Origin of the sequence: Ketobacter alkanivorans (genome assembly GCF_002863865.1) — a bacterium.
GTDB lineage: Bacteria > Pseudomonadota > Gammaproteobacteria > Pseudomonadales > Ketobacteraceae > Ketobacter > Ketobacter alkanivorans.
This window is the reverse complement of record NZ_CP022684.1, coordinates 3,947,943-3,973,900: the sequence shown is the minus strand read 5'-3', so window position 1 is coordinate 3,973,900 and position 25,958 is coordinate 3,947,943. Positions and strand designations below refer to the sequence as shown.

Below are 25,958 nucleotides of genomic sequence, written 5' to 3'. Positions count from 1 at the left end.
AACCGTATTGATGGTATATCTCAGTGCAAAAAGCAGCAAATTACGCAAACCAATTTAAACGGCTCCGACCGATGGTGCTTTTTTGGGTGTGCATGGCATCCAGCCTGTGTCACGCCAACTACGCGCTTTCCTTACAGGCCAATCAGGAGGCCGCCTGGGAGGCCCAGCGTCAGCACTACACCAACACCCTCAAACTGCTTACCAAGGGCCAGCGCAAGCGCTTTCAGGAAGAAGCAGAGACTCTACGGGACTACCCACTCTACCCGTATCTCAAATACAAAGAATACAGCCGTTATATCAGCTCCGTGGATAAAGAAGAGCTGGACGAGTTTATTACCGAATTTTCTGACTCTCCCACAGCCAGCTGGCTGCGTAGGCGCTGGGTAAAAAACCTGGCAGATCAGAAAGACTGGGATACGTTTCTGCAGGAATACCGCCTGGGGCAGTATTCGAGCGAGTTCGACTGCTATTACTACTGGGCGCAATATAAGGTCGGCGATCGTCTGGAAGCCTTTGCCGGTGCCCGTCGTCTGTGGTTGGTAGGGGATTCGCAAGACCGCGCCTGCGATCCATTGTTTGAGGTCTGGAAAACCACCGGCGAAATGGACGGTGCGCTGGCCTGGGAGCGCACAGCCATGGCGATGGCCAATCGCAAACTGCAACTGGCGCGCTACCTTGAAAACCACCTGCCCAAGGAATTAAAGCCTCTTTCACGGGAATGGCGTGATCTGTATCGCGATCCTCGCCGACTGAAATACATAAAACGCTATCAGAAATGGGGCGATGACGCGCGGCCGATGCTGGTAACGGCGTTCTCCCGCCTGATTCGAAAAGATGAGGAGCTGGCCCAGAAGCTGTGGCCAACCTACCAAAGCGCATTCAATTTCAGCGCAGCAGAGCGCGCCAAGGTCGCCAACGAATTTGCCAGTGTGTTGGCCATCCGTAAAAAAGACAATGCAGAGTTTTGGCTGAGCCAGGCAGCCCAGTACGGATCAGATGACGAACTGATTCCCCTCGGTATTCGTCATGCTCTGTATGAGCAGGATTGGCCTCGTCTCAAATTATGGCTGGCACTGCTGGGCGAAAAGGAAGCCAACGAAGAAGGCTGGCGTTACTGGCTGTCCCGGGCGGAACAAAAGCTGGGGCCAATCGACGCTGAGCGCCTGCCCAAGATTCGCATTGATCAGTATCATGTGGATATCATCTCGTTCCAGCAGCGATTTTCCCAAGCTCTGTACAATAAGGATCAGTTCCTGGATCTGCTGCCTCCCTCCGTGGTGGCCAGCAAATTTATGCCGCATCAACCGGAACAGCGCCTGCAAGCGCTCTCCAAACACAGAAATTACTACGGCTTCCTGGCCAGTGAACGCCTGAAGCAGCCCCTCGATCTGAATATAAAGCCCACCCAGGTCACTGAAGAAGCATTGAACCAGCTCATCGCTCTACCCGCCGTGCAGCGCGCCCGCGAGCTACACCTGATGAACGAACAGCCGTTGGCTCGTTCTGAATGGGAGCATCTGATACGCCGTTCTGATGAACAACAGCGCAGCGTAATGGCGCATTTGGCATTCATCTGGGGCTGGCACCACCCGGCCATACGCGCAGCCTACGACTCCGACGCCTACAACAATCTTGAAATTCGATTTCCTACTGCCTATGAATCCGTAGTAAACAAATACGCCAGTCAATCGGGGCTGGAACTGGACTGGGTGTTTTCTCTGATCCGCCAGGAGAGCGCCTTCTCGGCGCAAGCCCGCAGCCCGGTGGGGGCCATGGGCATGATGCAGATTATGCCTCGCACGGCACAACAGTTATCCCGCGACTTGGGCATGCCCTCCCCCAGCACACGCGACATGCTGACGCCCGACACCAATGTGCGCCTAGGCACGCACTATATGCGCCAACTGCAGCAACGCTTCAACGGCAATATCATTCTGGCCACTGCAGCCTACAACGCCGGGCCTCATCGTGCCCAAGCCTGGCAACCCGAATTCCTGCCCGTCAGTGGCGACATTTGGGTGGAAACCATTCCGTTCCACGAAACCCGTAACTACGTGAAGAACATCCTCACCTATCAGGCAATTTATCGGCATCACTTGGGCAAAGAAGTGAAACTGTCCAACGCCTTGAAGTTGATACCTGCAAAGAAAATGCAAGCCACCGCCATGCGCTGATACATATGCAGCCGTAGCGGTAAAATACGGTGGCTCTGCGGCTAGCGCTGCAGATTCACCAGCAGATCATTGATGGCGCGGGCGAACGCGACGGGGGAATCTTCCTGTAAAAAATGGCCGCCCACTAAAGTCTGATGAGGCTGCCCTTTAGCGCCGGGGATGCGCTCCTGCATAAACGTATCACCACCACGGGTAATAGGATCACCATTGCTGAACGTAGTCAGAAAGGGTTTCTGCCACTGCTCCAACACGCGCCATGCGGCCTTATTCGCCTGGGTTGCGGGATCATCGGCGGAAACTGGAACCAGACGCGGAAACGCTCGCGCACCGGCCTTATATTTCGCGGAAGGGAATGGTGCATCGTAGGCTTTTCGCTCTTCTGGCCCCAATGTCTTGAAGGTACCGGAATTGATGATGCGGGCAATGGGGAACCACGGGCTATACAGCGCAAAATTCTTCCATAACTGAAACGCCGCTGGCACTTTCTGCTCGCCCGTAGGTAACATGCCATTACCCACCACAATGGCTTTAAAGCGCTGTTGTTGTTCTGCCGCCAGACGCAACCCAATCAGCGACCCCCAATCCTGACACACCAGCGTGATATTGTTCAGATCCAGACTTTCCACAAAGGCCAGCATCCAATCCATGTGAGCCTGATAAGAATAATCTGCCATCGATGTGGGCTTGTCAGACTTACCGAATCCAATCAGATCAGGAGCAATCACCCGGTGACCTGCCGCCGCCACAATGGGAATCATATGGCGATACAGGTAGCTCCAACTGGGCTCACCGTGCAACATTAACACCGGATCAGCATCGGATGGGCCTTCGTCCAGATAATGCATGCGCATTCCATCAGAGGTCAGCTCGCAGTAATGTCCCTCAAAAGGATAATCCGCCAAACGTTCAAAACGACTTTCCGGTGTGCGCACAAATTCCATAACAACCTCTAACGTAACAGACCCTATTGGCGAAACACTTTTTTGCAACGCCGGGAAATGGTGGTGAGCAGCATCACCAGTCGCAGCACATGAGTGCCCACCACAGGGTTACCGGAGGTCAGCAAAGACACTGAGGTCATACGCTCCGGATCAGCCCAGCAGAAATTATTGGTCAGCCCGATATGGCCATAGGCTTTCGGCGCAGCAGGCCCAAACAAGCCTATAGGGTAATTGCCCAGCATCATGCCGGCACTGTAGCGCATCGGCACCAACAGGGTTCGATCCAGCTCGGTCGCGTTCACCTCACGCACCGCACGCTCGATGGTTACCGGTTGAAAGATACGCTTGCCTTCATGCTCTCCACCGCTCAACAAGCACTGAAAAAATCGAGAACACTCTTCGGCCGTTGCGGTGATATTACCGGCAGGAATCACTTGCTGATAGAAGCGAGGATCATTAGACAGCTCTATGGCTGTAGCCAGATCCGCGCCCAATACGCGCTTTATAAATTGTTTTACAGGAAACACTACCGGGAACCCGGTCAGATAATTTGTGGCTATTTCTGGATATCGATCATCCTGCGCACCGTAATTGAAATTGCGCATGCCCATCGGCTCCTGCACATTCTTACGCATGAACTCAGCAATGCTTTCACCGGTGATTCTGTTCACCAGCTCGCCCAGCACATAACCACCGGTAAGCGCATGATAGGCCAACTCGCGACCGTGTACGTCAGTGGGCTCTGCATCATAAATCAGCTGCATGATCTCATCATGATTAAACAACACTTCAGGATTAATATTTTTAAACGAAGCAATGCCTGCACGATGAGACAAAATCTGTTGAACGGTAATGTGCTTTTTACCGTGGGCGGCAAACTCGGGAACGTAAAAGCTCACAGGGTTCATCAAATTGATCTGACTACGCTCCTCCAACAAATGGATCAGCATAGCGGTAATCGCTTTTGATGCGGAGAACAGGCAGAACGGCGTGTCCGGTGTGGCAACGACTTTCTCCAGCCCCACCTCACCCGGCCCATTACCCTTGGCGTGACCGATGGAGCGATTCAGCAGAATTTCGCCATGGCGGCGAATACAAATTGACAGCGCGGGATAAGCGCCAGTGCGGTATAGATCTTTCACCGCTTTCCAGATCACATCACGATCGTGTTCAGTGAGCCCAAGCCACTCTGGATTTATCTCATTGTCCGCAATGCGGGTGATATCCTGCAGGGATTTGGGAACCTGAATATTGTTTTCAATCATCCCTAACGGGTTAGGTAATGCCATCATGATTACTGCGTCCGCCGAAGCGGCCCCCTCTGAACTATTACAACTGAACTAGCCGTTGATACGGTGGAAAAACCCCCGTCAAATCAGCATCTTTTAAACAAATAGGGCGATAAGCCTACGTAAAATTATACACCCTGTCGACCATTTGCACCTGCAACTTCTGATTAAACACTCAATGGCATACCGCCGGGATGACAATGCGTGTAAAATGGTAACGCGCTTCCCAATTAAGTTAGGGAAACTGACGTCCATCAAGGAAGAATTTTAGACTTTTCAAGGTGTTAACCCATGGCAACAAACAAATCCGGAATCAGCAAGCTCAGCGCCGGCATCAAAGGTGCGTTCCGAATCGGTCAGACTGTTCGTATATTGGCACAGACCGGTGCCGACTGGCTGATGGGTGAACGCCCCCCTGCTCCTATATTGCTGCGCCAGACCTTCGAGCGCCTCGGCACCACCTACATAAAATTAGGGCAATTCATCGCCAGCTCACCGTCGGTGTTCCCCGATGACTACGTGGCAGAGTTCCAGTTGTGTCTGGACAAAACCACCCCGGTGCCTTTCTACACCATGAAACGGGTTTTGGAGCAGGAACTGGGTAAGTCACTGGAGACGGTCTTTGCCGAATTTGATCCTGTACCGCTGGCCTCAGCCTCCATCGCACAAGTGTATGCCGCCAAATTAGTCAGCGGTGAAGACGTGGTGGTTAAAGTGCAAAAGCCCGGCGTGGAGAATATCCTGCTGACGGATCTGAACTTCCTCTATGTGGGTGCGCGCATCCTGGAATATTTTGTGCCCAACCTCAGCATGGCATCCCTTTCCGCTATCGTGGATGAAATCCAGAAAGGCATGCTGGCCGAATGCGATTTCTACCAGGAAGCCAAAAATATTGCGGATTTCCACAAGTTTCTGGACGAAACCGGCAACACCCAGGCCACCGCCCCCAAAGTGTACGAACAGGCATCCACCATGCGCGTGCTGACCATGGAGCGTTTCTACGGCGTGCCTTTCACCGATCTGGAAAGCATCCAGCATATTGTGGACGATTCCGAATCGACATTGATCACCGCCATGAACACCTGGTTCTCCAGTCTGCTGTTCTGCGATTCATTCCACGCCGACGTGCATGCAGGCAATCTACTGGTACTGAAAGATGGCCGCGTTGGCTTTATTGATTTCGGCATCGTAGGCCGTATCAAGCCCAGCACCTGGGAGTCCGTCTCCAAGTTCATCTATGCAATTGGCCAAGAAAACTACCGAGAAATGGCCGAGGCCATGCTGGGCATCGGCATGACAGATGAAGAAGTCAACACCGATCGTCTGGCTCAGGACATTGAGGATCTTTACTCAAGAATGGATCGGGTAATGCCCGACGTGGATCTGAGCGCAGGTGACATGGCCTCGGTCAGCGAGCATGAAGTTAACAAAGTGATGATGGACTTAGTGGGAATCGGCAAACGCCATGGCATTCATTTCCCCCGTGAATTTGCGCTACTGCTGAAGCAGCTGCTGTATTTTGATCGCTATGTGCGGTTACTGGCCATGGAATCCAATATCTACATGGATGAGCGCTTGAACATCACGCCAGACATGGACTGGAACATGATTCACTGATCGTTCGCCCCCCCGATAAACGCGATTGGGTGCAACCACTCACCCAATCGCACTCACTGCTCTGCACCAAACGCTCTATAGAATGCCCATTTCCTTTTTCTCCCGATAGTAGGAGAAAATGTCATCCAGGCTGCGATGGGGCTTAAACCCAAAGGTTTTACTAAACAAACTGCCATCAATGATGACGGGGTATTTGTAGTAATTCACCAGGTAAGGCGGCCAGCCTTTCCAGTTCATGCGTTTACTAATCAGGCGCGGCAAACCTTCAGGAATCGAAGGAATGGGCATACGGCGACACCCGCACTGAGTCACCGCCTCCTGATAGCTAACCCAATCGTCGGCGGCCACATTATAGACCCCAGGCTTATTCTGTTTGAACGCCAACACAACGCCGTGCGCCATGTCTTCGACATGAATAAACTGCATCATAGGCGAAAAGCCCATCAACACAGGAGCCATGCTACTGGACAGCAACAGGCTCAATGAATTCAACACTCCGGGGCCGGCGATATTACAGGGCCGCAGAATGGTGATATTCAGCTCTGGATACTTCCACAGATAAATATTGGCCAGGTTTTCCAGCTCAACCGAATCCACCAGGTCCATGGTCAGTTCGGAGGCCTTCAAGGGTGCCTCTTCGGTCAACAACGCCGGGTTGTAGGGGCTGGCGCCATAAACAAAATACGTAGACAGCACCACCACTTTCTTCACTTCATACTTGTGACACAAATCCAGCAGCCGCTGAGTGCCCAATACATTGTGGTTGTAACGATTACGATGGGTGGACTCATAGAGACCCATACGCCCCAGATGAATAACCGCCTCGATTTTATGTTTGCGGAAAATGTCCTCAAAGCCGCGCTTGTTATACTCTACGCGATAACTGGACATGCCCTCTTCCAACTGAACCCTGCGACGAAAATCCACCAATACGATGTGGTAATCTCTTTTCAGCTCATTAATAACGTACTGAGCCAAGGAGCCACCGGCACCGGTCACCAGAATTTCCGGTTTATGTTTGTGAATCATTCGAACCACCCACTCCTTTCCTGCAAGCCTCGCTGGATCAACTTGTTGATTTCATCTTTAACCCGCTCCACTTTAACCGCCACATCATCCTCACTGCTTACCGGCCCTTCAAACATCATCGGTTCACCGAAATACAAGCGCACCTTGGCAGGCAGAGGGATTGGCGTGGTCACCGGCAGGTAAGGCATACCAAACAGCCGGGCCAAGCGTTTCAAATGAAACGGGGTCGGCATGGTTTCCTCACAGCCCACGATTCCCACAGGGATAATGGGCGTATTCTCGGTCATGGCCAAATGCATAAAGCCCAGACCGAAACGCTGCAATTTATAGCGTTTATCCCAGGTTTTGCCCGAACCACGCACCCCCTCAGGGAACACTACAATGGCCTCTTCATTGCGCAACATCTTGCCGCAGTTGATGGGGTCACCCAATACTGCGCCCATCTCATTGAATATGTTGCCAACAAAAGGAATAGTCGGAAACCAGCGCTCCACCATAACACGCACGACCCGTGGAGTGTGTGGGCTGGTGGCCATAGCGTATCCCACCAAACTGCCATCAAAGGGTAACTGGCCGCTGTGATTGGCAATCACCAACAGCCGCCCATTGGCAGGGATATTTTCCAGGCCAAATGCCTCCACCCGGAAATAATCCTCATAAATCGGGCGCATCACACTGAGCGCAATTTTTACTGCGTCAGTGTTGTAACCCCAGGGATCATAACCAAAGGAGCCCACAGGCTTGGGTATCTTATCCACAATTGCTTCTGTCTCCTTAGAAACCAGAAGATTCTTCAGAAAATCTCGGACACTCATGAATTCTCGCCTTAACGTATTCCCAACCAGGCAAACGGGATTTGCCTGAACATTAACCACGCCAATGCAATCAGCCATAACCGACCAACGCTGCATGACGCTATCTGCTCTCCGAATTTTGATGCTCGCACGCATCAGCAATGAAACCAGGACGGAAACTGTTATTGTTTTAGGAGGGTGTTGCCTGAAGGCCTCAACCCATCAATCCCTGATGGATTTATACGCCAGTTTTAAAATTTGGGCCGTCCAATCCGCGCAGTATACCAAAGTTATGATTTTTAACATTAATCCAAGCGCCGCCTGGGCAGGGTCAACAAGCTATTTACATAAGACTCTGCGTACCGTAGAGTCACTCCGTTTAGCCGGTTCCCAAACAGCCAGAACTTTGAACGAAATTCACGCACCCATGCCAATAAACCACTATTATAAAGTCGTGGGGCCATTTCAGGTTTACAGAGGACTACATTCTCGTGGCAAAGGATAAAGAGGACAAGCGCTTCAAAGCAACCACACCGGGCAAACGCTTTTTGAAGCTGGCTGGCATGTCTGCCAGTATCGCAAAAAACGTGGCAAGTCATAAAGTTAAGGGGCTGTTTCGCGATGAGCAAAGCCACGCCCAAAGCCAGGAACAGCTGTACACGGACATCGGCAAACAAATCGCCCAGACACTGGGAGAAATGAAAGGAGCCGTGATGAAAGTGGGGCAGATCGCCTCGCAAGTGAAAGACATGCTGCCGGAGGAAGTCGCCAGCGCCCTGGAGGTGTTGCAAAAAGAGTCCCCTCCGATGCCCTACCCCATGATTCGACGCCAACTGATCAAAGCCCTGGGAGACACCCCAGAGAACCTCTTTGCCCACTTCGATGAAACCCCCTTCGCAGCAGCGTCCATTGGCCAGGTGCACCGAGCGCTCACCAAAGATGGCGAAGAATGTGTGGTTAAAATCCAATACCCCGGCGTAAAGGAATCCTGCGATTCTGATCTGAAGCACCTGAAGCGAGCTCTGAAGCTGGCCGGACTGGTGAAGGTGAACCCAGAGGTGATCGATCAGACCTTCGAAGAAATCCGCCGCATGCTGTACGAAGAACTGGATTACGTACACGAGGCCGAGAACATCAAGCTGTTCCGCGATTACTACCAGGATCACCCCTATATCATTATGCCGGAGCTGATCGAATCATTGTCTTCAGAAACGGTGCTTACCCTTTCCTACGTACCCGGTGACTCGCTCCAGCAGGTTAAACAGCCCCAATACAGTCAAGACACCATTAACCTGATCGGCTATCGAATTTTCGAGACCTTTGGCAAACAGATCTACGATCTGCACGCAGTCCACTCTGACCCTCACCCCGGCAATTTTGCATTCCGCCCGGATGGCAGCATTGTTCTGTATGATTTTGGCGCGGTGAAACGCATTCCGAAAGAAACCATTGAAAAGCTGCGCGGACTGGTGGCCGATGCAATAGAAGGCAAAGTGGACACCCTGGACAAGCATCTACTGGCCATCGGCGTTCGCCAGGAAGGGGGCAAAAAGCCTGACCCTGAGTTCTACGGCGAATGGCTCGACATCTTCATGGCACCGTTCAGAAGTTACGACCCCTTTGATTTCTCAGCATCGAATCTGCATAAACGTGTATTGGGCAAGGTCAAACGGGACGGTTTGAAGTACATTGGCTCCTTCCAGCCCTCACCGGAGACGATGCATGTTGACAGGGTTATCAGCGGCCATTACTGGACCATGGTGGATCTGGGCGTGAACGTATCATTTCGCCCGCTGGTGGATCAGATCGTACTAAGAAAAGCCGCTTAAGGCGGCACGCCAGACTTCACTCTTGATAGGTCACCCGCGCCTCTGGAATGCGCTGACTGCCATACCAGTTCATCGGCCGCAGGGTGACCTTGATATCCTCTTTACCAAGACCGTGAATCGGCAACACCTGGGTCAACTCCACCCGGCTTTTGCCTTCAAACACCGGAAACACCTGACGATTCACCGCCACAAAACCTTCCGATGGCACCTCCACCTGCAGCAACATATCAACATAAAATGTATGAGGCACACTATCCCCAGTGGCTTGTAGGCGGGCACTGCTTTTCAGCAACGGCTGGAACATCTGCTCTTCCAGTTGCACATGGTATTCAGACAGGATAAAAGAAAGCTCGGGCACACTTTCCAATGCTTGAAGACGGGCCTCGAGTGCAGCAACCGCAAGCCGTTGCTGCTCCACAGCGCCACTGACTTCTTCCAGACGCTCGGCACCACAACCGGCCAACACAAGACCCAGCAATGCTGCCCCCGCCTCTCTCACCCTCATAGTGTCGCGTAGTACGCCCGGCGCTTGAGAATTTTCTTCACGTAGTCGCGGGTTTCTTTGTGGGGTGACTTGGTCACCAACCGATCCAGTACTTGATCCGGAGTCATGGTGTTTATGGTATCCACCGCATCCGTAAAGCTGGCTTTTCCGACAAATGCCCGAGCCACATTAGAAGCACCTGCATTGTAGGCGGCCAAGGTGTAATAGAGTCTGCTCTCCGGGTTCTTGATGTCCTTCAGATACTGGTAATAAAGCACGCTCAGATAAGCCGCCCCCACCTCAATATTCTTCTTGGGGTTATACAAGTACTGCGCACTGAGCAGGGTGGGCTTTTTATACAGTTTTTTGGTGGCATCACGACCAGCTGTCGACGGTACGATCTGCATCAAACCAAACGCCGGGATGTGGGAGCGGGCCAGCGGATTGAAATGACTCTCAGTGTGAATAATGGCCATCATGACGTCAGAACTTAATGAGAAACGCTGAGCGTTCTTGCTCACCTCAGGCCGGTATTCCATTACTTTTTTGCGCAGACGGTTATCCGGTAGCGGCACAACATAGGTCAGCTTCCTTCCCGTATTCACCGGCACCGAGGCCAAACTGGCATTGACCGCCTGATAACGTATGGAGGCTTTGCGCATCAAGGTGGCCGCTGCATTACGCACATCCACTGCACTGGGGCGAGCGGCCGTGAACAACTCCTTCAACACCAACTCGTCACCCGCATCATCCGCTACGGGCGCTTTATCCACGCTGGCATACGCCTGGTTGATCGCTTTTTGAATCGGATCCTGCTCCACCGCCGCCTTGATCGAAGTGCCCAGGGTCAACTCCAGTTGTGACCCCACTTTTGACGACATCGCGGTAAAATCCAAACGGCTACCAGTGTAGATTCCATCAATACTGATTTCGATCTGATTGACTTCGAAATCCACAACCCGTTTAGACGAATAATCGTCGGAATACGCCACCCAGCGGGTTTGGCTGCTGACCTCAGGAGAGGCCCAGTGATCCCGGATACGGGCCTGCTCCGCTTCCAATGCCTGGTTATAGGCGGCGGACAATGCCTGCTGTTCACGCTGCTCCGGCGACATAGCTATCGCCTTTCGCTCTTTCAGCAAAGGGCTGTCGCCTCGATCATCGCGCTCGATAACCCAGCCGCCGCTAGCCGAACCGTTACTGGCGAACACCGCCATCACGATCAGCAAAATCAACTTACGGATTACGCTACTGTCAACAAAACGCTCAACTGCCACTTATAGCCTCATCAGTTTAAATTGCTGTTCCGCATACCGCTTTAGTGTAGCTCGACCTTCTGCGGGGCTGGTGCTGGTTTTGCCCAATGGGTCTCACTACGGAATTTACAGTGAAATTTAATCATCCTTTTCAATGTTAGAATTATGACAAATCCCATGAATTTAGATCGACCCTGGTTAGATTTTATCCAGCCAAAGTTGGATCAGCTTATAACTGACCATCCAGCCACAGACGCTCCCAGGTTTGCAAGCACTCACATATACTGTGCTTTTTTGTAACCCGTCAGGAACTTTCCTCCGCCTCATCCAAATACATGAACGATACAAAAGTGGTAAACAGCGACACAAATACGGCGAACGGCAATGCCGGCTCAATCAACACCAGCACCCCCGCTACAACCCAGAAATTTTTTACCTGCTGACGGCGCTGACGATAGGATTTACAGAGCCTGCGGCGAGAGCCATGCCGAGGATCGGGCTTGGCGGAAGAGGTCCATTCTGTGCGCAATACGCCCCAAATTACCTGAACAAGCCACATTTCGCTGTCCTCTTAATTTACTCCGAACATCTGTAAGTATAGGCTGCGTTACAACTCACTCATTGAAACCCGCGCATTATTTTGGAATTATTTAGAAAAAAGATCCGGTATTCAGTAAACCGGCTAATTTGAACCACTTGGGGTTCGCCTTTAAGGCGTTTGCATATGAAAACAATACGAATCAAGACAGGGGTTTGGGGCGCGTTACTCGTATTCTGCATGAACACACAGGCGGAACCGGTTGACCAGCAAAGCTATCTCAACATCACCGAATATCAAACCGAAAGCAAACAACACGTCTGGCCCGATGGCGCCCGTTACGAAGGTGAATGGTTAAAAAGCCAACCCCATGGCTATGGCAGCCTGACATATGCCAATGGTGCCCAATATTGGGGCCGATTCGATCATGGCCGTCGCCAGGGCGAGGGCGTTATGAAATATGCCAACGGTGACGAATTCGAAGGCAGCTGGCACAAGGATGAACCTCAGGGAAAGGGTATCCGCCGCTATGCCGCAGGCTCGATCTACGAAGGTGAATTCAAATCCGGGGTACCTCATGGCCAGGGCCGACAGACCTACATCGATAATACCTATTACGATGGCGGCTGGTACGAAGGCAAACCCCACGGCTACGGCACCCTGACTTTTATATCCGGCGGCACGTACGAAGGATCGTTTGAAGACGGCAAGCCCCATGGCAAGGGACGTTATTTCTATCCCAACGGTGATGTGTATTCAGGTGACTGGCGCAATGGCAATCAAGATGGCAACGGCCGCATTGATTACAACACTGGTGGTTACTACGAAGGCCCCTTTGTAGAAGGCATGCGCCATGGAGAGGGCTTAATGGTGTCCGCTCTGGGCTATCAATATCAAGGCACGTTTGAGCATGACCAAGCCCACGGCGAAGGCAGCTGCACTCGGGCAGGCAAAAGCACTCCCTGCCAATACAAGCGTAACAAGCTGGTGAAAGCACCGGTAGCAGTAGCTAAGGCACCTGCTGCGCCGAAAACAGCCGCCAAAACAGCGACTGTCGCCGTTGCTGCGGTTGCCACAAGCACATTGGCCTCGGCAGCCAGCACAACTACAGCGGCAGCCCCCGCCAGTAAACCGGTTACCACTAAAACCACAACCGCAAAGCCATCCAAGCAAACAGCCAAACCAGATCCCAAACCGGCTGCCAAACCCAAAGTGAAAAAACCTGCAGCGATCGTAACGGCCGCCACAGCCTCCGCTGTAGTCATCCCTGTTGCCAAGCCCTTTGTACCTGAATCACCCGCTGTTGCATCCACCGCTCAGCCAGCCAAGTCGCAACCCACTACCCCTGCAAAGGCGAAATACGCCAGCGCCTCCATGTCTATTCCAAATGCAAACCAGGCATTCACACAAACCCTGGAACAGGAAAAGCAGCAAATAAAGCATCTCACGGTGGCTGAGCTGCGCACCGATCGCAGCGATATTTACTTCAGCGAAAACTGGGCAGAGAAAGACCTGATGGCGATTCCCGAGCGCGCCTGGTGGCGAAAACGGGCGTCATTGTTTTCCGACGCCGTTGACATAGTATCGGTACACGGTGACACCGAAATCCGCATGGTCATAGCTGACTACAAAGGCCCCGGTAACTACACACTGAAAGACGTCATGGTAAAAAGTAAAAGCGCCAACCTCAGCGCCGATCACTTACAATCGGGCAAAGTCGTTGTGGAATCGGATAATGGCGAATGGATCAGTGGCTCGTTTCAATTCCAAGTCAGTGATGATGAGGGGCAACTGCTGGCCTTTGATCACGGCGCATTCCGTCTCAGCACCAAAAACAACCTGCCCGGCATCCAACGCTAAAAAAAGGCCGCGTTCTGGATGAGCGCGGCCTTCTTCTCAATCAGCTCCCGATTACCAATGCACGCCTCGCATCAGATAAGCAAACGCCATCTGCTCTGGGGACACCACTGGCGCCGGAGCCGACTCATCGCTATTACCCTTCGCCGCTGCAGAATCAGGGAACATACGGAAGCCGGTATTAATAATAATTTCGGCAAACTTCGGCGCTACCGCATGCACCACCTGCCCAAACACACCCAGCTTGGTCGCAATACGCTTACTGCGATATATGATCGCCTCACCCACCATATCCGCCGCTTCTTCGGGGCTGATAGTAGGCACGTTCTCGTAAATCTTGGTAGGTGCAATCATGGGTGTACGCACCAGGGGCATATTGATGGTAGAAAAATGCACATTGCAATCCGAAAACTCTGACGCAGCACAGCGAGAAAACGCGTCCAGAGCCGACTTGGAGGCCACATACGCACTAAAACGTGCGGGCATCGTCAACGTACCTATGGATGAAATATTGATGACATGACCGCTGCGATTGCGCTCCATCACCGGCAAGAAATTCATGATCAGGCGCAAAGAACCGAAATAATTCAGCTGCATGGTGCGCTCAAAATCGTGGAAACGATCATAGGATAGATTAATAGAACGACGAATAGATCGCCCTGCATTATTAATCAACACATCCACGCGCCCAAAATCTTCCAGCACCTGCTTGGCGAAACGGTCACAATCTTCCATATCCGCGATGTCCACGCTATAGGAATAGACCTTACCGCCCTTCTCTTCTATTTCCTGTTTGGCTTTTTCCAGCTTAGTGGGCTTACGAGCAGCCATAATCACAATTGCACCGGCTTCTGCCAGCTTTATCGCCGTTGCCTTACCAATACCAGAGGACGCTCCTGTCACCACGACCACCTTATCTGCAACTCGACCTTCCAGCGAACGATCAATAAACAGATCAGGATCAAGGTTGCGCTCCCAGAAATCCCACAAGCGCCACGCATACGTGTCCAACTTGGGACAGCTGATACCGGAGCCTTCCAGCGCAGCCCGAGCCTCGCGGTTGTCAAATTTGGTGTAGTAATCTGTAAACTTCATTACTGAGCGAGGAATACCTAGATCTTCCAGGATCGTACTGGTAATACGCCGCACCGGTGGCAAGGTGCTCAGTGTTTTACGCAGAAACGGCGGCAAAAAGCCGAACATACGCGTATCAACCCGCATGGTCATTTGCGGAGCGTGACCGGCACGGGCGAAAATATTGATCACTTCGCCAATCTTGTAATGAGTCTCATCGGTCAGGTGAAAACACTTACCATTCAATCCATCCTGATGAGCAAGATGATCCATCGCATCTGCCACATAATCCACGGGAACCAGGTTAAAGCGGCCGCCCTCAATACCCACCACAGGCATCCACGGTGGCAGTAGCTGTCGTAACTTTTTAATCAGGGTAAAGAAATAATAGGGGCCATCGATCTTATCGATTTCACCGGTTTTGGAATGCCCAACGACCATCGCGGGTCGATAAATACGGAATGGTACCTTGCATAGTTTGCGCACCAACCCCTCGGACTCGTGCTTAGTGCGAAGATAGGCATCGTTAAGCTTTTCGGCCTCTTCAAACATATCCTCACGGAATATGCCTGGGTACATGCCCGCTGCCGCAATGGAGCTAGTGTGGTGGAAGCAACCCGCTCCGATGGCCTCTGCAGCATTCATGGCATTGCGCGTGCCCTCGATATTGGTAAGCACCTGCTCGGTTTCACCGGCTGCTAAATCATAGATTGCTGCCAGATGAAAGAAATGCTTTATGTTGCCTTCCAACTTGGCCAGGTCCGCATCGCTCAAGCCCAATCGAGGCTGAGTCAAATCACCTGTTACCGGTACAACACGGCCATCCAGATCACCCACCTTCTTGCGCAGCGCCTCTACCTTTTCCAGCGACGATTCACGACACAGCACATAGATTGTACCTTCCCGCTTAAGTAGATTTTCCACTAAATAGCGGCCAATAAAGCCCGTTGCGCCTGTTACAAAATATGCCATAACCAATACCTCATAATATTCCCTTAGCCCAACCGACTAAGCCATTCCCAAAGTTAATAAAACCGACCCAGGTGTTACGCCTGAGAAAGCTGCCCTTCGAACGAAAGCGCTCCCAACACTTCCGCTTGAATGGACTTAAATTCATCAACAAAATCATCAATCATAGCCTGCGGATCTGGCACCAATGCCGCATCCGCCACAAACCCAAACTCAACCTTATTGTCATAACTTAAAATACTGACGCCGATACCAATCCCACCTGACTGCGGCACCCAAAACATGGGCTTGGATAGCTTTCTACCCATCAACACCACCGGTTCCGACGGCCCAGGCACATTGGTCATAACGGCGGAAGCCTTACTGGAGAAAAACTTGAGCGCCCAGCGCTCAATCACACTGGGAAAGTAACCCAGCATCCCCAAAACGTTGTAGCTCATCTGAGCCTGCATACCATTTTTCAGCTTTTTCATGCTGCGCTGAACCGCCTTGATACGATCATGGGGGCTAGCCCCACCTACCGGCAATTCCAGATACACCAAACCAAAGCGATTGCCCAGGTCTAGAGCCTCATCCAACGGGCGCAAATTAACAGGGATTGTGGCGCGCACGCAGACACCCGCCACAGGCTCACCGATGCGCTCAAGGTAGCGCCGCAAACTGCCCGCCACACAACCAAGAATCACATCGTTTATAGTGCAGTCCATGGCCTTGCCCACCTGCTTAACCTGTTCAACCGGCAACGACGGTGCCCAGCCCACTTCTTTATTAGGAGACAACGCACGCTTGTATGCGGTTTTGGTATCCGGCCTACAGAACGTAACCCGCAACATTTCAAACAACCAGGCGCCGGCAAAACCTAGATAGAACAGAACGCTGGTGAACAAAAAAGCCAGCCGATGCAAAACCGCATCGGACTTTGGCTTACGCTCCGGCGTTTTAAAGCGAGCAGCCGGAGAGCTATGGAGCACCGAATGATCGGCAATAGAATCAAGCACTGAAATCAAAGCGATACCGTCGGCATAGCTGTGATGAACCCGCACCAGTACCGCACTGCCGGACTTGAAGCCGGACACAAAATGAAACCGCCACAAGGGCTTTCCGGATTCTAATGGTAGCGGAATCAGCTTACTGACGGTTCGTCGTAACGCTTCATCAGGATCACCCTCTTCATCAACCACCAACGAGGTCAGATGGTAATCCATATCCAGCTCTGGCAACTCCTCCCAATAATAGGCATTGCCTTCACATACAGGGCGCTGACGAAAACGCTTATGCTGGGCGACCAGACGCTCTTCTAACAGAGTTTTAAATTCTTCCTGGCTCATTGGCTCATCAAAAAACAGCAAGCCATTAATCACCATCAAATTCTCGTCCGAATCCATCCGCAACCAAGCCGTGTCGACATTGGTCATTGGCTCACGCGCCAACTGATTGAAAGTCCTCATAATTTATTCCCTTAGCCCACATGGACTGCTGAAACAATCGTAGGGGTATACAAAAAGCGTCGCATATTTCAGCAAACAAGTGTTTGCCAATATACTCCGGTTTTTATAAAACGCAAGAAAATAGCGGCCATATTTGCCACAAAAATGGCTAAATCAGCCGACTTAAATCCAACAATCAGACAATACCAGAGAATGTCATTGCTTTTTCAGCAAACACTTGTACACTTAATCAGCTGAATGTGGACTCCCTTTTTGCGCCCCGAATCCGAGAACTTCCCTTAACGGATCACAATCAGTATGGCGCACCTGAATCAATTTGCTTAGTTATGACCGAACCAAAAACCCGCGCGGAACAGAAACAACAGACCAGAACCAATATTCTGGCGGCCGCCTTAAAAAAAATGAATGAAGATAAAGGGTTCTCCAGCCTGGGGCTGCGTGAAGTGGCAAAGGAAGCGGGCATTGCCCCGGCATCTTTTTACCGTCACTTCGCAAACATGGAAGAATTAGGACTGGCTCTGGTTAAAGAGGCCGAGACCGCACTGCAGGCAATCCTGCAAGACGCGAAGGCATTAGAAGAAAAGGGCGAGGATATAGTGGAAAGCAGCGTTACCGTCTGCATGGAACACTTCAGGGATAATGGCGCCCTGTTCCGGGTATTGGCGCGAGAAGCAACAGGCAACTCCCCGCTGATCCGACGCGCTATACAACGCTGCTTGATCGGGCTGAATCATCAGCTGGCGGAAATCATAGAATTGGAAATGCGGCATCGCAACCGCAAGATCACCAATCCTCTGTTTATCGCCGAGGCCATCTCGACATTGGTGTTCAATCTCGGCATCTCGACCGCCGACCTACCCTACGCAAAACAGAAAGAAGCCGAAAAGCGGCTGGCCCACCATATCCGCGCCATTTACTGGGGAGCGGAAGCCATGGCCAATTCCCAACACCTGTCACGCAACATGATGCTGTCGTAACAACACGCTATTTGACCGCAATTCCCGAGATGATAGGAGCCATCAGAGGCGGCACCTTGGGGTGCTCAAAATCGCTGATCTGCTGATAACTGAACCCGGCCCGCTCGAACAGCTGACGGGTATCACGGGTTATTTCACATCCGCACGCCAGCTTGCGCCACAATGGATTAATGCGCTTTTGCCATGCATGAACCCCAGGCCTCGATGATGCCACATGCTCATAAAACACCACCTTGCCTCCCGGCTTCAGCACACGATGCATTTCTGCAGCGGCCTTTTCCGGTTGCGGAATCGTGCAGAACACCAGGCACGCCACCACACTGTCAAAACTGGCATCATCGAACGGTAAATCGCGGGCATCGCCTACCTGCAGGGTAATCGGAAAATCGTAGCCTGCTCGCGCCACGACACCATGCGCTTTGTCCAGCATGGCAGCAACCGGCTCAATTCCCACAACCTCCGAAACCCCTGCGGAATAAAACCCTAAATTGGCACCGGTTCCCGCCCCTATCTCAAGCACGCGCCCCTCAGCAGAGCCCAATAGATCGGCGATTTCGCGACGAAACGTTTTCGTCGCCAACTCCATAAAGATCGGAAAGATTCTATCTTCGTAAAAACTCATATTGTTCGGGTCTCTTAACTCAGGTTTATTAGCCCACGCCAGTTAAAACAGGTGCATTGATGCAGGATAGCAAACCCATACAACATCAACACACCCATCAGGTCAATTGCCGAAACCGTCAGTTACTGATTCGACCAACTCGCAACCCAATCCGCCCAAGCAAGAGATCGCCCCAATAAAACAACAACAGACACGTACAGATCATTGCCGTTCCAATAATCAGGTTCTCTGTTACCGTCTCACCATTTAACATCACACCCAACGATATCGCTATTACCGGCGTAATCAGCGTAACCAATGCAACCGAGCTGGCCTGCATGTGCTTGAGTATGTAGAAGTAACAGAAAAATCCGATAAATGACCCAAACAACGTCAAATACAGAATTGCAGCAATAGCACGCGGCTGCGGTGAATCCACCTCCAAGCCAAAAACCATACCTGCCAGCAGATACAGCGGCGTCGCCAAGGTCAGCGAACCAACCGTTTGCGCCAACGGATGCAAGGTAGTGGCCTCACGCTTAATCAAGACACCACTCAACGAAAAACAAAGCATGCCCACACCAACAAGGGCAAACCCTGTGTACGCGCGCTCAGTAAACGCCACATCCTGACTGAAAATCACCAGCAACCCAGACACGCCCGTCAATATTGCCATCCATTTGGCCAGAGAAAAGGGCGGCTCCTTCAACAGAAACCGCGCCATCACTGCCGAGGCGATGGGTGACAAGCCAAACAACACAGAAATCATACCGCTGGATATGTATTTGGCACCGATATACACGCTCATTAATCCAAAGAACAAACCAATATTAGAAACCGCATAGGTTTTTATCGCCTGCCGATGCCATGGCACCACCACCTTTAACAGCCGTGCCGCTATCCATCCGATGATAGCAGCCAAAAACATACGGCTTAATGCACCCGCAAGAGGCGATAGCCCCTGGGAGCTCCATTGCACACCCAAAGGCGTAGTTGACCACACTAAAACTACTGCAAGATAAGCAGCTGGCACCGACATGATTGGTTCACTCCTGTTTTCCTCCTCGATGAAATCGCACCACTCTCGGCAACCTGCAGAACTTTCAGAAAACAAAAAGGCCGCAGGTTGCTGGAACGCTGCGGCCTTTTAAAATCAGGTTTAGGGTTTATAGATTAATTCCGCATCCCCTCCGCAGCAATCCCTGCCATACGCCATGCGCGGACGCAGGCAAGCACACAGCGTTTGTATGCTGCGGCTGGGGCGACAAAGTCGAACTTGCTGATTGCGAAGAGATGAATGCTCATTTCGATTACGTAATTAACACTAAAGTTATGACTGATTGCGTTACACTATAGGTGCTGATTCGATTGGCGGTCAACGATTTTTTCAGCGTTTAAGACATTATTCACAAACTGGTTAACAGGCAGATTGGAAAGACTCTTAATGAACGTGTATCTGGTGGGCGGCGCCGTACGAGACAAGCTATTGAATCTTCCAGTAAAAGATCGGGACTGGGTAGTGGTGGGTGCGCTGCCACAAGATCTTCTGGAGCAAGGCTATCAGGCTGTCGGCAAAGATTTCCCCGTATTCCTCCACCCGCAAACACACGAGGAATATGCGCTGGCCCGGACAGAACGCAAAACCGGCGTGGGCTATACCGGCTTTGAATGTTTTTTTGGTAAAGACGTCTCCCTGGAAGAGGACCTATCCCGCCGCGACCTGACCATCAACGCCATGGCCGAGGATGACAGCGGCAACATCATCGACCCGTTCAATGGCCAAACAGATTTACAGACGCGACAGCTGCGCCATGTATCCGATGCTTTTGTTGAAGACCCGCTGCGGGTGTTGCGGGTCGCACGCTTTCTTGCGCGGTTCGACGAGCAGGGCTTTTCCATTGCAGATGAAACCCGAAAGCTGATGCGCCACATTGCCACCAGCGGCGAATTACAACATCTGACACCCGAGCGTGTCTGGACCGAAACCGAAAAGGCACTGCTGGAGCCTTCTCCCTGGCGTTACTTTGAAGCCCTGCAAGAGTGCGGTGCACTGGCGGTTATTTTTCCGGAACTGAGCTCGCTGTTTGGTGTTCCACAACCCCCCAAACACCACCCGGAAGTTGATACCGGCGTTCACGTGATGATGACGCTAAAAGCAGCTAAAGCCCTCATGGCCCAGCCCAAAAACATAGACAAAGAACAGACCGTTGCCATCCTGTTTTCACTTCTGTGCCATGATTTGGGTAAGGGCTTGACGCCACCAGAGCAGCTACCCAGTCATCCAGGGCATGAGGACATCAGCGACCTCCTCAGCAAGAAAGTGTGCCAACGATTGAAAGCACCCAATCCGGTAAAGCGCCTCAGCAGCCTGGTTGCGCGCTTCCACACCCACAGCCACCGAGCGTTCGAATTGCGGCCCAGCACAGTTATGCGCTTGTTTGAAGGGTTAGATATTTTTCGCCGCCCAGAGACCCTGGAACACTTTCTTCTGGCTTGCGAAGCAGATGCCAAAGGCCGCACCGGATTTGAAACCCGAGACTACACTCAGGCAGACTACCTGAGAGATTGCGCCCAGGCAGCGAACGCTGTGCATGCAAAAGTACTGGTCAATCTGGGCTTTCGCGGTGAAACGCTGGGCACAGAATTACGCAAGCGTCGCATAAACGCCATTGGCGACATCAAAAAAAGCTACGTCAGAGAAACACCATGAACGACAAAAAAATTGCCCTTATCACCGGCTCGGCTAAACGCATCGGAGCATACATAGCAGAATATTTACACCAGCAAGGTTACGACATAATTCTGCACTATCGCCATTCAGGTGCTGAAGCCAAAGCCCTGCGAGATAAGCTCAATCACAATCGAGCACACTCCTGCATCGCTCTGCATGCGGATCTGGCGGACCCATCTGCGTGGCAGCAACTGACAGAGCAAACCCGCAGCTGGCAACACAGATTGGACTTGCTGATAAACAACGCCTCGTCGTTCTACCCCACTGCGCTGGGCCAGACCACTCTACAACACTGGAACGATCTGTTTGCCAGCAACGCCCAGGCTCCTTTTTTCCTTACCCAGCAACTCGCTCCTCTACTAAAAGAGAGCAAAGGCTCTGTCGTTAACATCATCGATGCGCTGGCAAGCCAGGCTAACGCAGACTTCATCCCTTACAGCATGGCAAAAACAGCCCTGCAAACGCTGACCCGCTCAATGGCAAAAGCACTGGCTCCCGATGTGCGCGTTAACGCCATCTCACCAGGTGCCATGCTATGGCCTGAGGGAGAGCACAACATCAACGAAGAGCAAAAGCGGAATATTCTGGCGGGGATACCGTTGCAAAGAGAAGGCACAGAACTGGACATCGCCAAAGCCGTTCTTTTTTTGGCAGAAGACGCCCCCTATATTACGGGGCAGGATATTGCTGTTGATGGCGGCCGCAGCCTTTAGTACAACTAACAGGGCACGCCATCAAAACAATGACACTTGCCACAAGGCCTGTTTGGTCTTGTCGTATTCCGCCCATAGCTGGGAGTATGTCACCTGCAACTGCGGATGCAGCTCTTCACCGGCCACATCCACCAGGGGCAACAATACAAACGCATTTTTCACAATCTCAGCTCGAGGCAGCGAGACTCCATCGACATCACCAACGCAGTCGTCATAGGTTAAAATATCAATATCCAGCGTTCGGGCACTGAATTTGGGGCCACTGCGCTCGCGGCCGTTTTCGTCTTCTATTTCTTTGATTAACCGCTGCAATTCGCCAACACTTAAATTCGTATCGACACCCACCACAAGATTATAAAAGTGATCCCCATCAAAGCCCACGGCTTCACTTTCATAGACCGGCGACACCGCCAGCTCACCAAAGGAGTGCGCCAAGGCATCCAAAGCTGCTCGAATATGCCGCTCTCGATCAATATTACTGCCCAGGCTCAAGTACACCCTTGCCATCAGGGCTTTTCTCCCCGCTCAATGATGACTCCCACATCTTGAGACCCGCGCACCGCGCCGGGCTTACTTAAGCGCAAACGCAACCAGGGCACACCAAACTCGTCCCGCACAATGGCCGCTATGGTTTCTGCCATGGTTTCCACCAGCTGGAAATCACTGCCTTCAACAAAGCTGATTATGCGCTTGGCAACGGATTTATAATCCAACGCATCACGAATATGATCGCTGGCAGCAGCCTTGCGAATATCCGTAGCCATCTCAAGATCCAGGCTGACTGTCTGCTTGATGGCTCGCTCCCAGTCAAAAATACCTATAACGGTTTGTATTTTCAGGTCACGTATATAAACAATATCCATTCTTCGGCCTACTTCAGCGTGTTTGAGGGCAATCTATCAAGATGCTCTGAATGTGACAACTTGCGATGTGGCAACTTGAGCACACTCAATATAAGTGAAACAATGTCATTCTCATTTACGGGAGACAAGATTCTGGAAAGCCTGCTCGCCATCGTACTGTGGATTTTTTCTTACCTGCTGGGATCTATCTCGGCAGCGATCCTGGTGTGTCGTATATTTGGCTTTCCCGACCCACGCTCTACCGGCTCCCACAACCCCGGCGCCACCAACGTGCTCAGAGTGGGCAACAAATTCGCTGCCGCGCTCACCTTGATCGGCGATGTTGCCAAAGGCGTGGCCCCCATAATCATTGCCCGCGAACTTGGGTTGCCGGAGTCGATCGCTGCTCTGTGCGGTTTTTGCGCGTTCCTCGGCCACCTTTACCCTGTGTACTTTGATTTTCGCGGTGGCAAAGGCGTGGCCACCGCATTTGGCGTTTTGGCAACCTTGCACTGGCCATCCATGCTGGTGATCGGCGGCCTCTGGCTGCTGGTGTTTGCCAGCACCCGTATCAGCTCACTGGCCTCGATCACATCCTTCTTTCTGGCTCCACTGATTGTACTGCTGTTTAAAGCTGAGTTATTTCATCCGATCTTAGTGCTGTCTTTAATGCTACTGTTTCGCCACCGTCATAACATCACCCAACTGGTCAAAGGCGAGGAGCAAAGCTTTCGCAAAACCAGCCAGCGCGACTGACCAAGCACCTAACTAAGCAACTCCGACAGAGGCCAACGCGCCCGCACCTGCACCTTAAGATCAGACTCTGCCCCTGCCAGCATACGCTGATACCCTGCATAGGCGATCATGGCACCATTGTCGGTGCAATATCGCAACTGAGGATAGAATACTTCGGCCCGCTGCTTAAGCACCATCTCAGCCAGCTTTTGTCGCAGTAAACGGTTCGCACTAACGCCTCCTGCCACCACCAAGCGCTTCGCTCCCGTTTCCTTTAAAGCCCTGCGACACTTCAACATCAAGGTATCCACCACCGCATCCTGAAAAGCCCAGGCGATGTCAGCAACATCCTGCTCAGTAAGGCCACCAGGCGCAGCAGCGCAATCATCACGAGTATTAAGAGTGAAGGTTTTCAGGCCGCTAAAGCTGAAGTCCAGCCCGGGCCTATCCACCATCGGCCGTGGAAACCGAAACCGGTCGGGGTTGCCCCCCTCTGCTGCCACCGCCAATGCCGGCCCGCCTGGATAGCCCAACCCCAGCATCTTGGCCGTTTTATCAAAGGCTTCTCCAGCGGCATCATCCAAGGATTCGCCGAGGATGTCATAGTGGCCAATGGACGTCACGTTCACTAACTGGGTATGACCACCACTGACCAGCAGCGCAATAAAAGGGGCTTCTGGCGACGGATCTTCCAGCAATGGCGCTAACAGATGTCCTTCCATATGATGTACAGGCACCGAGGGCACTCCCCATGCAAACGCCAGGCTTTTCGCCACCGCCGCGCCCACCATCAACGCGCCCACCAAACCGGGGCCAGACGTATAAGCGATGGCATCAATCTCAGCCGAGGTACACTTGGCCTGCGTCATCACCTCCTCAATTAAGGGCAACAGTTTACGCACATGATCACGGGAGGCCAGCTCTGGCACCACACCACCATACTCTGCATGCAGCTCTACCTGACTGTACAAAGCCTCCGCTATAATGCCTTTCTCGCTGTCGTAAAGCGCAACGCCAGTCTCATCACAAGACGTTTCAATGCCTAAAATTCGCACAAACCTACCTAATCAGCTTCATTAAACACGCCTAAGACGTGGAATCTGCGGGAAGTTTACCGCCAGCAGCCCCCTAAATCGACGCCAACCGAAAAAATCTACTTTACTGGAGAAAGGGCCTTTGCATTTACAGATCAATGCCATTAAAATGCGGCACCCCTATGGCCACGGCCGTAAAGCGATGGTTAGTAATTAAACCATCAATAGAATTCATAAGTTCACAAGTAAGGTGATTTGTTAATGCCTAATGTAAAGGTTAAAGAAAACGAGCCATTTGACGTAGCCCTGCGTCGCTTCAAACGTTCCTGCGAAAAAGCGGGTGTCTTGGCAGAAGTTCGCCGTCGCGAGTTCTACGAAAAGCCCACCCAGGTTCGCAAGCGTAAGCAAGCTGCCGCGGTAAAGCGCCACGCCAAAAAAGTGTCTCGCGAACAGATCCGCCGCAAGCGCCTGTTCTAAGCACTTTACGCTGCAAATACCTTACACATAACGCCGGCGGGCTTGACCCGATCCGGCGTATTGTTGTTTTATTTTATTAGACCAAAACGGGAATCATCATGTCTGAGATCAAAGCCAAACTGAACGATGCCGTAAAAGAAGCCATGCGCGCCAAAGACAAATCACGCCTGTCTACCCTGCGACTGGCCACCGCAGCACTCAAGCAGATCGAAGTGGATGAGCGCATTGAGCTGGACGACACCCGCGTGCTCGCCATCCTGGACAAAATGGTCAAGCAGCGCAAAGACTCCGTTGAGCAGTTCACCCAAGGTGGGCGCGACGATTTGGCGCAAATAGAGCTGGCCGAGATCGACGTGCTGAAAGACTTTCTGCCCCAAGCCATGGACGAAGCCGAAATAGCCTCCGTAATTCAAGCCGCTATCGCCGACACCGGCGCCCAGGGCATGAAAGACATGGGCCAGGTGATGGCCATCGTGAAACCCCAAGTTCAAGGCCGCGCAGACATGGGCGCGGTCAGTAAAAAGGTCAAAGAGCTGCTGGGATAAATAC

The 25,958-nt window shown here is 52.1% G+C and carries 24 protein-coding genes; 10 read left to right on the top strand and 14 right to left on the bottom strand.

Annotated elements, in window-relative coordinates:
- The first annotated feature begins 92 nt into the window (after window positions 1–92).
- Window positions 93–2,174: a transglycosylase SLT domain-containing protein gene (locus Kalk_RS16935; protein WP_158643550.1), complete on the top strand. Its 2,082-nt coding sequence runs from the start codon at window positions 93–95 to the stop codon at window positions 2,172–2,174.
- Window positions 2,175–2,215: 41 nt separating this feature from the next.
- Here Kalk_RS16935 and Kalk_RS16930 read toward each other — a convergent pair whose 3' ends face one another.
- Both Kalk_RS16930 and Kalk_RS16925 read right to left on the bottom strand, forming a co-directional pair.
- On the bottom strand, window positions 2,216–3,115 hold the full coding sequence (locus tag Kalk_RS16930; RefSeq protein ID WP_101895377.1) for a haloalkane dehalogenase: 900 nt from the start codon (window positions 3,113–3,115) through the stop codon (window positions 2,216–2,218).
- Window positions 3,116–3,138: 23 nt separating this feature from the next.
- Entirely contained in the window at window positions 3,139–4,407 is a 1,269-nt protein-coding gene (locus Kalk_RS16925) for a serine hydrolase domain-containing protein (protein WP_233716682.1), read from the bottom strand.
- 288 nt (window positions 4,408–4,695) lie between these two features.
- Between Kalk_RS16925 and Kalk_RS16920 the strand changes: the two genes are divergently transcribed.
- The gene (locus Kalk_RS16920; RefSeq protein WP_199767947.1) at window positions 4,696–6,021 is read left to right on the top strand and encodes an ABC1 kinase family protein; all 1,326 of its coding nucleotides are present in this window, start codon (window positions 4,696–4,698) and stop codon (window positions 6,019–6,021) included.
- 75 nt (window positions 6,022–6,096) lie between these two features.
- Here the strand turns inward: Kalk_RS16920 and Kalk_RS16915 are convergent, their stop codons facing one another.
- The gene (locus Kalk_RS16915; protein ID WP_199767946.1) at window positions 6,097–7,050 is read right to left on the bottom strand and encodes an SDR family oxidoreductase; all 954 of its coding nucleotides are present in this window, start codon (window positions 7,048–7,050) and stop codon (window positions 6,097–6,099) included.
- Window positions 7,047–7,865 (bottom strand): lysophospholipid acyltransferase family protein, encoded by an 819-nt coding sequence (locus Kalk_RS16910; RefSeq protein ID WP_101896369.1) that lies wholly within the window; start codon window positions 7,863–7,865, stop codon window positions 7,047–7,049. Before Kalk_RS16910 ends, Kalk_RS16915 begins: the two co-directional genes overlap by 4 nt.
- A gap of 470 nt (window positions 7,866–8,335) precedes the next feature.
- Here Kalk_RS16910 and Kalk_RS16905 point away from each other — a divergent pair, with 470 nt between their 5' ends.
- Window positions 8,336–9,673, top strand: a complete 1,338-nt coding sequence (locus tag Kalk_RS16905) for an ABC1 kinase family protein (protein ID WP_233716680.1) — start codon at window positions 8,336–8,338, stop codon at window positions 9,671–9,673.
- A 16-nt stretch (window positions 9,674–9,689) separates the two neighbouring features.
- Here Kalk_RS16905 and Kalk_RS16900 read toward each other — a convergent pair whose 3' ends face one another.
- The 3 genes from Kalk_RS16900 to Kalk_RS16890 form a co-directional block, all read right to left on the bottom strand.
- Window positions 9,690–10,178, bottom strand: a complete 489-nt coding sequence (locus Kalk_RS16900; RefSeq protein ID WP_101895376.1) for a hypothetical protein — start codon at window positions 10,176–10,178, stop codon at window positions 9,690–9,692.
- On the bottom strand, window positions 10,175–11,434 hold the full coding sequence (locus tag Kalk_RS16895) for a transglycosylase SLT domain-containing protein (RefSeq protein ID WP_101895375.1): 1,260 nt from the start codon (window positions 11,432–11,434) through the stop codon (window positions 10,175–10,177). The genes Kalk_RS16900 and Kalk_RS16895 overlap by 4 nt, the downstream gene beginning before the upstream one ends.
- A gap of 283 nt (window positions 11,435–11,717) precedes the next feature.
- Window positions 11,718–11,972: a hypothetical protein gene (locus tag Kalk_RS16890; RefSeq protein WP_101895374.1), complete on the bottom strand. Its 255-nt coding sequence runs from the start codon at window positions 11,970–11,972 to the stop codon at window positions 11,718–11,720.
- A 165-nt stretch (window positions 11,973–12,137) separates the two neighbouring features.
- Here Kalk_RS16890 and Kalk_RS16885 point away from each other — a divergent pair, with 165 nt between their 5' ends.
- Entirely contained in the window at window positions 12,138–13,811 is a 1,674-nt protein-coding gene (locus Kalk_RS16885) for an MORN repeat-containing protein (RefSeq protein WP_101895373.1), read from the top strand.
- A gap of 51 nt (window positions 13,812–13,862) precedes the next feature.
- Here Kalk_RS16885 and Kalk_RS16880 read toward each other — a convergent pair whose 3' ends face one another.
- On the bottom strand, window positions 13,863–15,854 hold the full coding sequence (locus tag Kalk_RS16880; protein WP_101895372.1) for an SDR family oxidoreductase: 1,992 nt from the start codon (window positions 15,852–15,854) through the stop codon (window positions 13,863–13,865).
- 74 nt (window positions 15,855–15,928) lie between these two features.
- A complete protein-coding gene (locus Kalk_RS16875) occupies window positions 15,929–17,299 on the bottom strand; it encodes a wax ester/triacylglycerol synthase family O-acyltransferase (RefSeq protein WP_101895371.1) in 1,371 nt (456 codons plus the stop codon).
- 326 nt (window positions 17,300–17,625) lie between these two features.
- Here Kalk_RS16875 and fabR point away from each other — a divergent pair, with 326 nt between their 5' ends.
- A complete protein-coding gene (gene fabR / locus Kalk_RS16870) occupies window positions 17,626–18,276 on the top strand; it encodes an HTH-type transcriptional repressor FabR (protein ID WP_101895370.1) in 651 nt (216 codons plus the stop codon).
- A gap of 7 nt (window positions 18,277–18,283) precedes the next feature.
- Here fabR and Kalk_RS16865 read toward each other — a convergent pair whose 3' ends face one another.
- A complete protein-coding gene (locus tag Kalk_RS16865) occupies window positions 18,284–18,898 on the bottom strand; it encodes a class I SAM-dependent methyltransferase (protein ID WP_101895369.1) in 615 nt (204 codons plus the stop codon).
- Window positions 18,899–19,016: 118 nt separating this feature from the next.
- Entirely contained in the window at window positions 19,017–19,916 is a 900-nt protein-coding gene (locus Kalk_RS16860) for a DMT family transporter (protein ID WP_101895368.1), read from the bottom strand.
- A gap of 405 nt (window positions 19,917–20,321) precedes the next feature.
- Here Kalk_RS16860 and Kalk_RS16855 point away from each other — a divergent pair, with 405 nt between their 5' ends.
- Together Kalk_RS16855 and Kalk_RS16850 are read left to right on the top strand one after the other, a co-directional pair.
- A complete protein-coding gene (locus Kalk_RS16855; protein ID WP_101895367.1) occupies window positions 20,322–21,587 on the top strand; it encodes a multifunctional CCA addition/repair protein in 1,266 nt (421 codons plus the stop codon).
- Window positions 21,584–22,321, top strand: coding sequence for a pteridine reductase (locus tag Kalk_RS16850; protein WP_101895366.1), 738 nt, complete (start codon window positions 21,584–21,586; stop codon window positions 22,319–22,321). Before Kalk_RS16855 ends, Kalk_RS16850 begins: the two co-directional genes overlap by 4 nt.
- A gap of 21 nt (window positions 22,322–22,342) precedes the next feature.
- Here Kalk_RS16850 and folK read toward each other — a convergent pair whose 3' ends face one another.
- Window positions 22,343–22,828, bottom strand: a complete 486-nt coding sequence (folK, locus tag Kalk_RS16845; protein ID WP_101895365.1) for a 2-amino-4-hydroxy-6-hydroxymethyldihydropteridine diphosphokinase — start codon at window positions 22,826–22,828, stop codon at window positions 22,343–22,345.
- Window positions 22,828–23,184, bottom strand: a complete 357-nt coding sequence (folB, locus tag Kalk_RS16840; protein WP_101895364.1) for a dihydroneopterin aldolase — start codon at window positions 23,182–23,184, stop codon at window positions 22,828–22,830. Before folB ends, folK begins: the two co-directional genes overlap by 1 nt.
- Before the next feature lie 102 nt (window positions 23,185–23,286).
- Between folB and plsY the strand changes: the two genes are divergently transcribed.
- Window positions 23,287–23,919, top strand: coding sequence for a glycerol-3-phosphate 1-O-acyltransferase PlsY (plsY, locus tag Kalk_RS16835; protein ID WP_101895363.1), 633 nt, complete (start codon window positions 23,287–23,289; stop codon window positions 23,917–23,919).
- 8 nt (window positions 23,920–23,927) lie between these two features.
- Here plsY and tsaD read toward each other — a convergent pair whose 3' ends face one another.
- Complete coding sequence (gene tsaD / locus Kalk_RS16830; protein WP_101895362.1) at window positions 23,928–24,953, bottom strand: tRNA (adenosine(37)-N6)-threonylcarbamoyltransferase complex transferase subunit TsaD; 1,026 nt, start codon at window positions 24,951–24,953, stop codon at window positions 23,928–23,930.
- A gap of 240 nt (window positions 24,954–25,193) precedes the next feature.
- On the opposite strand from tsaD, the gene rpsU reads away from it, so the two are divergent.
- On the top strand, window positions 25,194–25,409 hold the full coding sequence (gene rpsU, locus Kalk_RS16825; protein ID WP_101895361.1) for a 30S ribosomal protein S21: 216 nt from the start codon (window positions 25,194–25,196) through the stop codon (window positions 25,407–25,409).
- A gap of 98 nt (window positions 25,410–25,507) precedes the next feature.
- Entirely contained in the window at window positions 25,508–25,954 is a 447-nt protein-coding gene (locus Kalk_RS16820) for a GatB/YqeY domain-containing protein (protein WP_199767945.1), read from the top strand.
- Window positions 25,955–25,958 lie beyond the last annotated feature (4 nt).